This window comes from Streptomyces sp. NPDC026417 (assembly GCF_055567695.1).
This window is the reverse complement of the sequence record NZ_JBVHPY010000001.1, coordinates 612696-625708: the sequence shown is the minus strand read 5'-3', so window position 1 is coordinate 625708 and position 13013 is coordinate 612696. Positions and strand designations below refer to the sequence as shown.

At 69.5% G+C, this 13013-nt stretch carries 6 protein-coding genes; all 6 read right to left on the bottom strand.

Annotated features, from left to right (window positions below; genetic code table 11):
• Nucleotides 1-145: 145 nt before the first annotated feature.
• The 6 genes from pulA to ACZ4NT_RS02620 all read right to left on the bottom strand — a co-directional run bounded on the left by pulA (nucleotide 146) and on the right by ACZ4NT_RS02620 (nucleotide 12573).
• The gene (pulA, locus tag ACZ4NT_RS02645; protein WP_467722894.1) at nucleotides 146-5575 is read right to left on the bottom strand and encodes a pullulanase-type alpha-1,6-glucosidase; all 5430 of its coding nucleotides are present in this window, start codon (nucleotides 5573-5575) and stop codon (nucleotides 146-148) included.
• Nucleotides 5576-5809: 234 nt separating this feature from the next.
• Nucleotides 5810-7192 carry an alpha-amylase gene (locus ACZ4NT_RS02640; RefSeq protein ID WP_467722857.1) on the bottom strand — a complete coding sequence of 461 codons (1383 nt, stop codon included), beginning with the start codon at nucleotides 7190-7192 and terminating at the stop codon, nucleotides 5810-5812.
• Between the two features lie 206 nt (nucleotides 7193-7398).
• Nucleotides 7399-9075 carry a glycoside hydrolase family 13 protein gene (locus tag ACZ4NT_RS02635; protein WP_467722855.1) on the bottom strand — a complete coding sequence of 559 codons (1677 nt, stop codon included), beginning with the start codon at nucleotides 9073-9075 and terminating at the stop codon, nucleotides 7399-7401.
• Nucleotides 9076-9243: 168 nt separating this feature from the next.
• Nucleotides 9244-10152: an ABC transporter permease subunit gene (locus tag ACZ4NT_RS02630; protein WP_121403392.1), complete on the bottom strand. Its 909-nt coding sequence runs from the start codon at nucleotides 10150-10152 to the stop codon at nucleotides 9244-9246.
• Between the two features lie 13 nt (nucleotides 10153-10165).
• A complete protein-coding gene (locus tag ACZ4NT_RS02625) occupies nucleotides 10166-11170 on the bottom strand; it encodes a carbohydrate ABC transporter permease (RefSeq protein WP_121403391.1) in 1005 nt (334 codons plus the stop codon).
• A 131-nt stretch (nucleotides 11171-11301) separates the two neighbouring features.
• Complete coding sequence (locus ACZ4NT_RS02620; RefSeq protein WP_121403390.1) at nucleotides 11302-12573, bottom strand: extracellular solute-binding protein; 1272 nt, start codon at nucleotides 12571-12573, stop codon at nucleotides 11302-11304.
• Nucleotides 12574-13013: the final 440 nt, after the last annotated feature.

Here is a 13013-nt window from a genome sequence, read left to right as displayed (position 1 = left end):
AGGGAACTGTGCGCCATCGCTTCGTCAACAAGGAGAGGGGTGGCCGCTCTTCCGGTGCCCTCTTTTGCGTACCCTCTCCTGCGAACCCCCCGTGGGGGGGGGGGGGGGGGGGGGCTGGGGCCCCCCCCCCCACCAAAGTACTGCGCTAGCGCGAGGTCCGGGCGAATACCGCGACGGTACGGCCCGGGACGGCGAACGTGCCGGATTCGGCCGCGTAGGCGGCGCTCTTCACGGTAGAGTCCGCGCCCGCCGCCTGGACCGGATGCAGCGCGTACGCCGTCCCGGCCAGTGCGTCGACCTTCTGCTCCTGCTTCCCGGGCGTCGCGTTGAAGACGACGACGAGGTCGCCGAGCTTCATCGTGATGACGCCGGGCGTCTCGTCCTTGCCGGACAGCGGGAAGGACAGCTCCGACTGGACCCGACCCGTGGTGCCGAGCCCGAAGGCGTCCTCACCGGTACGGATCCTCAGCAGGTCCCGGTACGCGGCCGAGGCGCCCTCGATCTGCTCGCATCCCACCTTGACGGAGGTCAGCAGGGGCTTGGCGTAGGGCCACTTGGACTCGTTGTCGGTGGCCGGGGGCAGTCCCCGCCCGAAGCCGTTGCCGTCCTTGCAGTTCCAGTGGACGGCGTTGAACCAGTCGCCGCTGTCGTAGGAGTTGCGGTCCAGCGACTTGGAGCGCAGCAGGTCCGAGCCGGCCTGGGAGAGGGCCGGCCCCTGGGAGAGGGCCGCCGTCGCCATGGCGAGGACCTGCATGCGGGCCCGGCCGCTCGCCGAGGTGTCCTTCGGCAGCTTGAAGGCGAGGGCGTCGAACAGCGACTCGTTGTCGTGCGCGTCGGCGTACGCGAGGGCGTCTCCGGGTGCGTCCGCGTATCCGGCGGGCGCGCCGTTGTAGTCGACCTCGGAGCCCTTGACCTCCTTGCCCGCGGAGTCGGTGAAGCGGTATCCCGCGAGGTTGCCGCTCAGGCCGACCTTGATGAGGTCCTGGTAGTGCAGGAGGCGGGCCTTCTGCTCGGCCGGAGTGCCGTTGGCCTTCGAGGAGTTGGGGTCGGTGTACAGACCAGAGGCGAAGCCCTGGACGCCGGGGTCCTCGTCGAAGGGGCCGCCGCCGCGCACGGCGTCGCGGGCGCGGTCGGAGAAGGTCGCGATGCCCGTCCCGGCCATGTTCTTCTGGGTGGCCTGCACGAAGCGGGCGTCGTCGGCGATCTCGCCGAAGTTCCAGCCCTCGCCGTAGAGGATGATCTTCTTTCCGTCGACGCCGTCCTTCTGCGGCGTCAGTGCGTCGAGGGCCTTGCGGACCGCCAGGATGTTGGCCTTGGGGTGGTGGCCCATGAGGTCGAAGCGGAAGCCGTCGACCTTGTACGCACGGGCCCAGGTGACGATCGAGTCGACCACCAGCTTGCCCATCATGGCGTTCTCGGTCGCGGTGTTGGCGCAGCAGGTGCTGTTGGCCACGGACCCGTCGGCGAGGAGCCGCTGGTAGTAGCCGGGGACGACCCGGTCGAGCACGGAGGTGTCGGCCTGGCCGCTCGCCGCCGTGTGGTTGTAGACGACGTCCATGACGACGCGCAGGCCGTCCTCGTTCAACGACTTGACCATGTCGCGGAACTCGACCGTGCGGCGGGTGCCGTCGGGGTCGCCGGCGTAGGAGCCCTCGGGGACCGTGTAGTGGTACGGGTCGTAGCCCCAGTTGTAGGCGTCCTTGGCGGCGGCCTTCGCCACGCACTCCTGCTGCTTCTCGGAGTCGGCCGGGTACGAGGCGAGGTCGCAGTCGGTGCTCGTCCGGTCGGCCTTCTTCTCGGGGATGGTGGCGATGTCGAACGCGGGCAGCAGGTGCACGTAGGAGGTGCCGGAGGCGGCCAGTTCCCTGAGGTGCTTCGAGCCGTCGCTGTCGCGGTCGGTGAAGGCGCGGTAGGTGCCCCGGTCGGCGGCCTTCACGGTGCCGTCGGCGACGGAGAAGTCCCGGATGTGCAGCTCCTGGATCTGGGCGTCCTTCAGCGCCACCGCCCGGGGCTTCTTCAGGGAGGACCAGCCGGAGGGCGCGAGGGACCGGTCGGCCAGGTCGACGACGAGACTGCGCTCGGAGTCGGCGGTCAGGGCCACCGAGTAGGGGTCGGTGACCTTGTTGGCGACCACCTTGCGGACGGTCGGCGCCCACACCTTCACGACGTACCGGTAGGGCTTGTTCTTCCAGGACTTCTTGCCGGTGACGGACCAGACGCCGGTGGCGGCGTCCCGCTCCATCGCGACCGGGGTCCCGTCGAGGTCGAGGCTCACCGACTGCGCGGTGGGCGCCCAGACCGCGAGCGTGGGCCGCCCGTGGTGGAACGTCGGGCCGAGGTCGGCCTTCGTCGCGTCGTACAGGTCGTCCAGGACGCCGGCGATCTGCACGCCCGTCGCCGCCAGCACGGCGCCGTTGGCCGCGCGCTGCGAGGCGACGACCTGACCGCGCAGGGCGGCGCGCACCCGGTCGCGGTCGCGCGGGTCGACGGACCAGGCCGTGTATCCCTTCAGGTGCGGGAACGCGGCCTTCTGCGCGTCGGTGAGGCTGGTCTTGGACAGGCGCAGCCAGCGTTCGTCGTCGCTGGTCAGCGCCCCGTCCTTGACGGCGATCGAACCGTCGCGGGAGGCCAGGAGCTGGGTCGAGGCGGCCCCTTCGGCGCCGTTCCAGGCGACCGTGTCACGGTCGATCCAGACCGCCTTGGAGGTGGTCAGGTCGAGTGCGGCGGCGCTGCCCGCGGGCTGCGGCAGCAGGTACTTCTCCTGGCCGCCCAGCATCCACACCTCGTGGCCGTCGGCCGTGAGGTCGAGCGACTGGTCGGTGGGGAGGTCCTTCGTGTCGCCCTTGTGCAGGATGTAGCTGAGGCTGGTGGCACCCTCGGCGAGCGGCACCTCGTAGACGGCACCGTAGGCGTCGGTCCGCACCGGCTCCAGGGGCTTCGTCCAGTCCGTGGGCGTCGCGGCCCCGGTCCAGGTGTGCAGACCCCAGCCGGCGTAGTCCCCGTCGGCGCGGTGGTAGTGCAGGACCGCCTTGGACGTGTCCTGCGCCGGGTAGTCGGGCCGCTCGGTGAGGAGGGCCTCCTTGCCCTGTTCGACCCAGACCTCGCCGGTCTTCGTGACGTCGATCGTGCGGTCGGCGGAGACGTCCTTGTTGCCGTCCTTGTCGATGACGAGGAAGCCCACACTGGACGCGCCCGGCTTCAGCTTCACGTAGGCGAAGGCGCCGTAGGCGTCCCGGCCGACGAAGTCGTGGCCCGCGGGCCAGGTCGTCGACTCGCCGTCCGCGAGGTCGCCCCACGCGTACAGCCGCCAGTCCTTGTAGTCGCCGTCGGTGCGCTTGTAGTGGACGACCGCGTACTCGCGCGAGGAGGCGGTGGGCACCTCGGGGACCGGCGGGGTCCCGGTGGTGGCGGTGGCCGTCGCGCTCGCGGTGCGACCGGCCGCGTCGACGACGACCGCCTTGTAGCGCAGGGCGGTGCCGGCGGGTACGTCCTTGCCGATGGTCTGGGTGACCTTGTACGGGGCGTGGTCGGCGGTGCCGAGGGTGCGCCACCTGCCGTTGCCGGTCTGCGCGGCGAAGACGACACGGTTCAGTCGGCCGCCGTCGACGTCCGCGGTGAGCTCGACGGTGCCGGTGGCACCCGCGTCGGGCGCCTTGAGGGTGACCGTGGGCCTGGTCGCGGGGGCGGCGAGCCTGCCCGCCGCCTTCCAGACCACGGCGGATCCGGCCGGGACGGTGACGGTGACCTTCCGGTCGGCGCCGCTGGTCACGTCCGAGGACGTGCCGTAGATGCCGCGGAACGTCATGTCCGCGGAGCCGGTCGCGAAGGTCGCCTCCTTCGCCCCGGTCGCGTTGTTCACGGCGACGACGTACTCGACGCCGGTCCTCGCGTCGGTGCGGGAAAAGGCGTACACCCCGGTGCCGTCGGCCGCGTACCGCTCCGTCTGGACGCCGTCGGCGAGGGCCGGGTTGGCCTTGCGCAGCTTGGAGAGGGCGGCGATGCGCCGGTAGAGCGGCGCGCTCGTGTCGTAGGCGTCGCTCGCGTGGGTGCGGTCGGTGCCCAGCTCGTCGTCGTCGAGGTAGTCGGCGGTGCGGGAGGCGAACATCGTCTGGCGGGCGTCCTTGTCGCCGCCCGCACCGGTGAAGCCCTGTTCGTCACCGTAGTAGACGACGGGGTTGCCGCGGCCGAGGAACATCAGCTCGTTGGCGAGCCGGTCCTTCTTCAGCAGTTCGGCGTCGCTCGCCTTCGGGTCGTCCTGCTTCAGGAAGGACCCGATGCGGCCCATGTCGTGGTTGCCGAGGAAGGTGACCTGCTCGTACGCGTTGGCCTTGTCCGTCGCGTACTTGTAGTCGTCACCGAAGACCGCGGCGAGCTTCCCGGCGCTGCCGCCCTGGGAGGCGTAGGAGCGGACCGCGTCCTGGAAGGGGAAGTCCAGCGTGGAGTCGAGGCGGCCCTGGGTCACGTACGGCGCGGTGACGGACGTGTCGGCCGAGTAGACCTCGCCGAACATGAAGAAGTCGTCCCGGCCCCGCTTGGCCGCGTAGGCGTCCAGCGCCGTCGCCCACTGGGTCCAGAACTCCATGTTCACGTGCTTCACGGTGTCGATGCGGAAGCCGTCGATGCCGTAGTCGCCGACCCACTTCTCGTAGATGCGCTCCATGCCGCGCACCACCTCGGGACGTTCGGTCCACAGGTCGTCGAGGCCGGAGAAGTCGCCGTTCGTGGAGCTCTCGCCGGCGAAGGTGGAGTCGCCCCGGTTGTGGTACATCGTCGGGTCGTTGAGCCAGGACGGGACCTTGGTCTTCTTCTTCGCGGCGGGCACGGTCGGCGTGCGCGGGAAGGAGTCCGCGTCGACCTCGGGGAACCTCTCCGTGCCGTCCGCGTAATCGGCGTCGTCGAACGGCTGGCCGTCCTCGGTCAGATACGGGAAGGCGCCCTTGGACAGGTAGCCGTAGGACTTCTCCTGATAGTCGACGACGTCCGCCGTGTGGTTGGTGATGACGTCGAAGAAGACCTTCATGCCCTTGGCGTGCGCCTTGGAGATCAGGGTCTCCAGGTCCTTGTTGGTGCCGAAGTGCGGGTCGACCTGGGTGAAGTCGGTGATCCAGTAGCCGTGGTAGCCGGCGGAGGCGTCGGCCCCCTTCCCCTGCACGGGCTGGTTCTTGAAGATCGGCGCCATCCAGATGGCGGTGGTGCCGAGGTCCTTGATGTAGTCGAGCTTCCTGGTCAGGCCCTTCAGGTCGCCGCCCTGGTAGAACCCCTTGTCGGTGGGGTCGTAGCCGGTCGACAGACGCGAACCGGTCAGGCCGCCGCGGTCGTTGGAGGTGTCGCCGTTGGCGAACCGGTCCGGCAGGACGAAGTAGAACTGCTCGCGGGTGGCGTCGTGGCGGGACGGCTCCGCGGCGAGTTTCGCGTCGGAGGGGGGTGGCGGCGGGGCGGCGGCCTGCGCCGCGACGGGCTGCACCAGCGCGGCCGCGAGGGCGGCCACGGTGACGGCGGCCAGCCGCCTGCTGTACGGGGTCGTTCCGGAGTGCGCGGCGCGGCGCGCCCCGGGCGCCGGCCATCTCGGTATCAGGGCCACAGGTGTGAACTCCTAGCGAATACGGCTCGATTGGGTCCGACCCCACCGCCGCGGCACGGCTTCGATGCCGGGCGCCGGCGTGACCGTACCGCTTACGCAAGCTTTACAGCAAGAGGCTTGAAATCAACGGAAAGAACTTTCACCGGTGTTGGCGTCCGGTGGGCGGCCGTGGACACGGCCCGGCCTGCCGCGGGCGGCGGGCCGGGCCGTGTCGCGCGCGGCGCCGGATCAGCAGGAGGACTTGCCGGAGTAGATCGCCAGCGCCGTGTTGGCGCCGAGCGTGGCCGTGAACTGGCCGGAACCGTTCACCGTCACCGTGGTGTTGTTCTGCACGTTGCAGTACGTGCCCGCCGCCAGGGAGGTCTGGTAGGTGCGGCTGAGCGAACCGGACTCGTGGTTGACGGCCACGAAGCCCTTGCCGCCCCGGCCGAAGGCGATGGCGTCACCGCCGTTGTCCCACCAGTTGGTGACGGCCTGACCGCGGGTGGCGTTGCGGAAGGCCACCATCGACTTGATCTCCGGCCAGGCGTGCTGGCACTTCCAGCCGTTCTGCCAGCAGGCGGTGACACTGCCGCCGTTCGGCGGTCCGGCGTCCGCGTCGGAGAACTCGTAGCCCGAGTTGATGTCGGGGGCGCCGTAGGGCCAGGCCAGCATGAAGACGTTCGCCAGGGTGTAGTTGGCGCCGTCCTTGTAGCTGAGCGTGGAGCCGTTGCGCTCGGTGTCGTGGTTGTCGACGAAGACACCCGAGACACCGCTGCTCAGGTAGCCCCAGCCCTCCCCGTAGTTCTTCAGGTAGGCGAGGTTCTCGTTGTTGAAGACCCGCTTGAGGTCGTAGGCGTAGCGGAACTCCTGGACGTCGCCGTTGCCGGTGTACTCGCCCGGCTGCACGGCCTCCCCGGAACCGTAGATGACCTCCTGCTTCCAGTAGGCGCCCGAGTTGGTCAGCCGCGACTTGATGTTGGCGAGGTCGGCGGCGGGGATGTGCTTGGCGCCGTCGATGCGGAAGCCGTCGACGCCGTAAGCGAGCAGGGAGTTGATGTACCCGGCGATGGTGGCGCGGACGTACTCCTCGCCGGTGTCCAGGTCGGCGAGCCCGACGAGCTCGCAGTTCTGCACGTTGGCGCGGTCGCCGTAGTTGGCGACCGTGGCCGTGCAGTCGTTCATGTCGTTGGACGAGTACAGGCCCGGGTAGTTGTACTTCGTGTACGAGGAGCCGCCGGTGCCGGTGCCGGACCCGGCCGACATGTGGTTGACGACGGTGTCCGCGACGACCTTCACACCGGCCGCGTGGCAGGTGTTCACCATGTTCCGGAAGGCGGTGGCGTCACCGAGCCGGCCGGCGATCCGGTAGCTGACGGGCTGGTACGAGGTCCACCACTGCGCGCCCTGGATGTGCTCGGCGGGCGGGGACACCTGGACGTATCCGTATCCGGCCGGACCTAGGGTGTTGGTGCACTCCTTGGCGACCGAGTCGAATTTCCACTCGAAGAGGACGGCGGTGACGTCCTTGGTGCCGGGGGGTGACGCCTGGGCCACTCCCGTGGGGAGGGTGACCGAGGCCGCCAGGGCCGCCGTGAGGGCGGCTATGACGGCCGGAGTTCTCCTGGCCATGTGATCTCCTGCACTTCGTCGTGCGGGTGGGGGAGGGTGCGGGGCCGGAGGTTGCAGACCGAACAACCCCGGTGTGGTCGGGACCGTAGCGCTTGCAGACAAGTTTCAGCAAGATGTCGCAAGAAATTCCAACTCACGTCGCGACACGGCCCCTTGGCGCACCCTCACCCCCCGCCCGACCCGGCGCAGGAGGCTCACTCCTTCGGTCAGACGGCCCACCAGACGGTGGTGTCCGCGGGCAGCTTCGCCTCGTCGTCCGCGATGGTCACCTCACCGCTGCAGACCAGCACCCGCCCGTACGCGGGCACCGTCACCGACTCGCCGCCGGTGTTCGCGGTGCAGACGAAGTCGCCCCTGCGGAAGGCGAGGACGCCCTGGGGCGCCCGCAGCCACTCGACCGCGTCACCCGCGCCCAGGTCGGCCCGCTCGCGCCGCACGGCCAGCGCCGTGCGGTACAGCTCCAGGGTGGAGCCGGGCACGCCCGTCTGCGCCTCGATGCTCAGCTCGCCCCAGCCGTCCGGCTGCGGAAGCCAGCTGCCGCCGTCGCCGAAGCCGTACGAGGAGCCCGCGCGGGTCCACGGGATCGGCACCCGGCAGCCGTCGCGGAACCCGTCCTGGCCCGCGCCACGGAAGTAGGCGGGGTCCTGGCGCACCTCGTCCGGCAGGTCCACGACGTCCGGCAGGCCGAGCTCCTCGCCCTGGTAGACGTAGGCGGAGCCGGGCAGCGCCAGCATCAGCAGCGTCGCGGCCCGCGCCCGCCGCAGTCCCAGCTCGCGGTTGCCCGCGGTGCGGATCTGCGTACCGAGGCCGGCCTCGTTGGCGAAGCGCGTGGCGTGCCGGGTCACGTCGTGGTTGGACAGCACCCAGGTCGCCGGGGCGCCGACCGGGCGCATCGAGTCCAGGGTGCGGTCGATGACGGAGTGCAGTTCGGCGGCGTCCCAGTGGGTGCCCAGGTACTGGAAGTTGAAGGCCTGGTGCAGCTCGTCGGGGCGCACGTAGTTGGCGGTGCGCTCGATGGTCGGCGTCCACGCCTCGGCGACGAAGATGCGCTCGCCGGAGTACTCGTCGAGGATGGTGCGCCACTGCCGGTAGACCTCGTGCACGCCGTCCTGGTCGAAGAACGGCATGACATCGTTGCCCAGCAGTTTCAGCTGGTCGTGGTCGCCGAGGTCGGGCAGGCCGTCCGCCTTGACCAGGCCGTGCGCGACGTCGATGCGGAAGCCGTCGACGCCCATGTCGAGCCAGAAGCGCAGGATCGAGCGGAACTCGTCGCCGACCGCGGGGTGCTCCCAGTTGAAGTCGGGCTGCTCGGGGGCGAAGAGGTGCAGGTACCACTCGCCGGGGGTGCCGTCGGGCTCGGTGACCCGGGTCCAGGCCGGGCCGCCGAAGATGGACTCCCAGTCGTTGGGCGGCAGTTCGCCGTCCGCGCCCTTGCCGGGCCGGAAGTGGTAGCGGTCCCGCAGGGGTGAGCCCGGGCCCTCGCGCAGCGCCCGCTTGAACCACTCGTGCTGGTCGGACGAGTGGTTGGGCACCAGGTCGACGATGATCCGCAGGCTCAGCTCGTGCGCGTCGCGGATCAGCGCGTCGGCGTCGAGGAGGTTGCCGAACATGGGGTCGACGGCACGGTAGTCCGCGACGTCGTAGCCGGCGTCGGCCTGCGGCGAGGCGTAGAACGGGCTCAGCCACACGGCGTCGACGCCGAGGTCGCGCAGGTACGGAAGTCGGGAACGTACGCCCTCCAGGTCGCCCATGCCGTCGCCGTTGCTGTCGGCGAAGCTGCGCGGATAGACCTGGTAGATCACCGCGTCGCGCCACCAGTCGCGGTGTGCGGCGACGGTGGCGAGCGCGGAGGTCGGGGCCTGGTCGGCGGAGTGCTGGCTCATGGCGTCCTTGATGCGATGGGGGGTCCCCCCGGCCGGGCGTCGCCGGGAGCGGGGGGAGCAGTTCGGGTCATGGAGGCGGGTGATGAGGCGGCCGCGACGCCGGCGGGGTCGGATGGGCGTCGCGGCCGCCACCCGCGCGCGATGCGCGCACGGGAGTCCTGACGGGCGTCAGCCCTTGGTGCCGCCCGCGGTCAGGCCGCTCACCAGGTTCTTCTGCACAAGGTAGAAGAAGGCGGAGACCGGTATGGCGACCAGCACCGCGGTGGCGGCCATGAGGTTGCGCTGCGCGTCGTGCTCGCTGACGAAACTCTGCAGGCCGACGGCGAAGGTGTACTTCGTGTCGGACAGCATGAACGTCGAGGCGAAGGCGACCTCGCCGAACGCGGTGATGAAGCTGTAGAAGGCGGCGACGGCCAGGCCCGGCTTGGCGAGCGGCAGGATCAGCCGCAGGAAGGTGCCGAAGGGGTTCAGCCCGTCGACGCGTCCCGCCTCGTCGATCTCGAAGGGAATCGTGTCGAAGTAGCCCTTGAGCAGCCAGGCGCAGTACGGCACCGCGGTCGAGCAGTAGACGAGGATCAGGCCGAGGTAGGTGTCGATGAGCTGCAGGTCCGAGAGGATCTGGTACATCGGCACGATGAGGACGGCGATCGGGAACATCTGGGTCACCAGGAGGACCCACATGAACTTGCGGTAGCCGGGGAAGCGCATGCGGGAGACCGCGTAGCCGGTGGTCGCGGCGACCATCACACCGACGAGCGAGGTGCCGAACGACACGATGAGCGAGGTCTTCATCCACGCGAAGAAGTTCGTGTGCTGCAGCACGAACGCGTAGTTGTCGAACGTCATCTTGTCCCAGATGCGCCCGGGGTGGAGGTAGTCGTCCTTGTCCGGGCCGAGGGACAGGTAGACCAGCCAGGCGATCGGGAAGAGCGCGATCAGGCTCGCGACGATCAGGATGCCGTGGGACAGCACCGAGCCGGAGCGGGTGTTCTCGCCCCGCCGGGGGCCCTTGCGCGGCGCGGCGGCCTGGGCGCCCTGGTCCGCGGGGGCGGCTGTCGGAAGAGTCGTGGTGCTCATGGGGGCTCCCGCCTCAGATCGCGAGCTGCTGGTCATTGCGGTTCAGCCAGCGGCGGTAGAAGGAGGTGAAGACGATCAGGATGGCCAGCAGCAGGATGCCGTAGGCCGCCGACTGCGCGAAGTCGCGCGGCTGCTGACCGAAGCCCAGGTAGTAGGCCCAGGTGACGAGGATCTGCGCGTCCGGGGCGGTGTTGCCGAACAGCAGGAAGATGACGGCGAACTGGTTGAACGTCCAGATGACGCCGAGCAGGACGACGGTGGAGCTGACGGACCGCAGGCCCGGAAGGGTGACGTGCCGGAACCGCTGCCAGGCGTTCGCGCCGTCCATCTCGGAGGCCTCGTACAGCGTGGAGTCGATGGACTGCAGGCCGCCGAGCAGCGAGACCATCATGAACGGCACACCGCACCAGGTGTTGACCATGATCGCGGCGAACCGCTGCCAGAAGGTGTCCTCCAGCCAGAGCGGTGTCGGCAGGTGCACCGATTCGAGCACGGAGTTGATGATGCCGCCGTCGGCGAGCATGAAGCGCCAGCCGAAGACGGTGACGAAGGTCGGCACGGCCCACGGCAGGACCAGCAGCAGACGGTAGAAGGTGCGGCCGCGCAGCTTCTGGTTGAGCAGCAGCGCGAGGCCGAGGCCGATCACGTAGTGCAGCGTGACGCAGAGCGCGGTCCACACGATCGTCCAGATGAAGTGCGACCAGAACCGGTCGTACGACGTCGGGCCCCACAGGATGTCGGCGTAGTTGTCGAGGCCGATGAACTTGTAGGTGGCGTCGATGTGGTTGACGCCGATCGTGCGGGCCGAGTTGAGGCTGTTGGCGTCCGTCAGCGTCAGGTACAGGCCCCGCGCCAGCGGGTACAGCACGAGCACGCCGAGCACGACGACCACCGGGGTGATCATCGCGTACGCGTACCAGTACTTCTGGTACGAGTGCTTGAGGCGCTCGATCCGACCGGGCCGGTGCCCGCGGTCACCACGCCGCTTGCCGGTCGCTCTGTCGATGGCGACTGTCATGATTCGACACCTTCTGGAAGTTCAGGGGTTGGGCGCACGTCCGGCGCCGGCGGCGGCTCCGCCGTGGCGCGCAGGCCGGATGGCCGTCGGATCCGTCCCCCCGGTGCAGGCGGATCCGACGGCCACGCGGGTCACTTGCTGAAGTCGGGCACCAGCTTGGCGATCGCGGTCTCCGCGTTGCTCAGGCCCTTGTCCAGCGACTCCTTGCCACCGGCGATCTTCGGCAGCTCGGTGTCGAGCGGACCCCAGAGCGAGCTGTACTCGGGCAGCGCCGGGCGCGGCTGGGCGGCGGCGAGCACCGTCTGGTAGCCGGCGATGCCCGGGTCGGCCTTGACGGCCGTGGTGTAGGCGTCGTCACGCGTCGGCAGGGTGGAGTTCTTCAGGGCGATCTTCTCCTGGGACTTCGCCGAGGTCATGAACTTCACGAACTTCAGCGAGGCGTCCTGGTGGGCCTTGTCCGAGCCCGCGTACACGGAGAGGTTGTGGCCGCCGGTCGGGGCGCCCGCCTTGCCGGACGAGCCGGCCGGGACGGTGGCGATACCGAGGTTCGCCTTGTCCTTGAACGCGGAGCCCTTGTAGAAGTTCGTGATCTCCCAGGGACCCTGGACGATCGCGGCGACCTTGCCGTTGACGAACGCGTCCTGGATGTGGGCGTACGCGTCGGCGGTGGTGTCCGCCTTGTGCAGGCCCTTGCCGGAGAACAGCCCCTGCCAGGTGCCGTACGCCTTCTTGGCCTCGGGCGAGTTCACGGTGATCTTCTTGCCGTCGGCGTCGACCGTGTCGGTGCCCTCGCCGTACAGGAAGGACTGCGCGTAGTAGGCCTGGGTGGAGCCCCAGTAGCCGTCGACGCCCGTCTTCTTCTTGATCGTCGCGGCGGCGGTCCGGAGGTCGGCCCACGTGGTGGGGGCCTCCTTGATGCCGGCCTTCTCGAAGAGCGCCTTGTTGTAGACGAGCGCGAGGGTGTCCGTGACCAGCGGCACGCCGTACGTCTTGCCGTCGTACTTGGCCTGCTCGATCAGGTTGGACTTGAACTTGGCCTGCTCCGCGAGCGCCTCGGTGCCGTCGAGCGGCAGGAAGAAGCCCTTCTTCGCGAAGGCGGGGGTCCAGCCGACCTCCGAGCGCAGCAGGTCCGGTGCACCCTTGGAGCCCGCGGCGGTGTCGAACTTGTTCTGCGCCTGGTCGAACGGCACGTTGACGTACTTGACCTTGACGTCGGGGTTGGCCTTCTCGAACTCCTTGACGAGGGCCTTGTACGTCGGGGCCTCGTTGGTGGCGTTCGAGGTGTCCCACCACGTGATGGTGGTGGGGCCGTCCGACTTGTCGCCGCTGTCGTCGCCGCCGCACGCCGTCGCCGTGAGGGCGATGGACGCCACCAGAGCGGTGGCCGCTATGCCACGCCGCATGAGATCTCCTTGAGGGTGAAAGCCCGAGTGGTTGGGGAGGCGGTCCCGCCCGCACCCCTTGCCGACTTGCCGACTGCGCCGTTGCGTCCGCCGGGCGACGTGAACGTAACAGCGTTGAAAGCGCCGCGAAAGAGCTTGCAGCAAAAAAATGCAAGGACTGCCGAGAGTTACGCCCCCGTGACCTCGCCGTTGCCGCCCGGGAACCCCGTACCGGGCCGATCAGCGGACCCCCGGGCGTCTGTGCAAGACTCTGCAAGCTCTTGCCACCGCTGCCGTATACGAGGATCATCGGCCCGTCAGCGCCTTGCAGGAGCCACCCCTTTCCCGCGGCGCACGCACGGGACGCCGAGCCGACCAGAACACGAGGGAGCCCGATGACGCAGCAGCCCGGAGCGAGCCGTTCAACCGGCCGCGCACGGCGCCTGGTTGGTGGGCAACGC

What these genes read in the sequence shown, in the direction of transcription:
- ACZ4NT_RS02625 (WP_121403391.1), bottom strand. Translation starts at nt 11,170, where the DNA reads ATGACAGTCGCCATCGACAGAGCGACCGGCAAGCGGCGTGGTGACCGC.
- ACZ4NT_RS02640 (WP_467722857.1), bottom strand. Translation starts at nt 7,192, where the DNA reads ATGGCCAGGAGAACTCCGGCCGTCATAGCCGCCCTCACGGCGGCCCTG.
- ACZ4NT_RS02630 (WP_121403392.1), bottom strand. Translation starts at nt 10,152, where the DNA reads ATGAGCACCACGACTCTTCCGACAGCCGCCCCCGCGGACCAGGGCGCC.
- ACZ4NT_RS02620 (WP_121403390.1), bottom strand. Translation starts at nt 12,573, where the DNA reads ATGCGGCGTGGCATAGCGGCCACCGCTCTGGTGGCGTCCATCGCCCTC.
- ACZ4NT_RS02635 (WP_467722855.1), bottom strand. Translation starts at nt 9,075, where the DNA reads ATGAGCCAGCACTCCGCCGACCAGGCCCCGACCTCCGCGCTCGCCACC.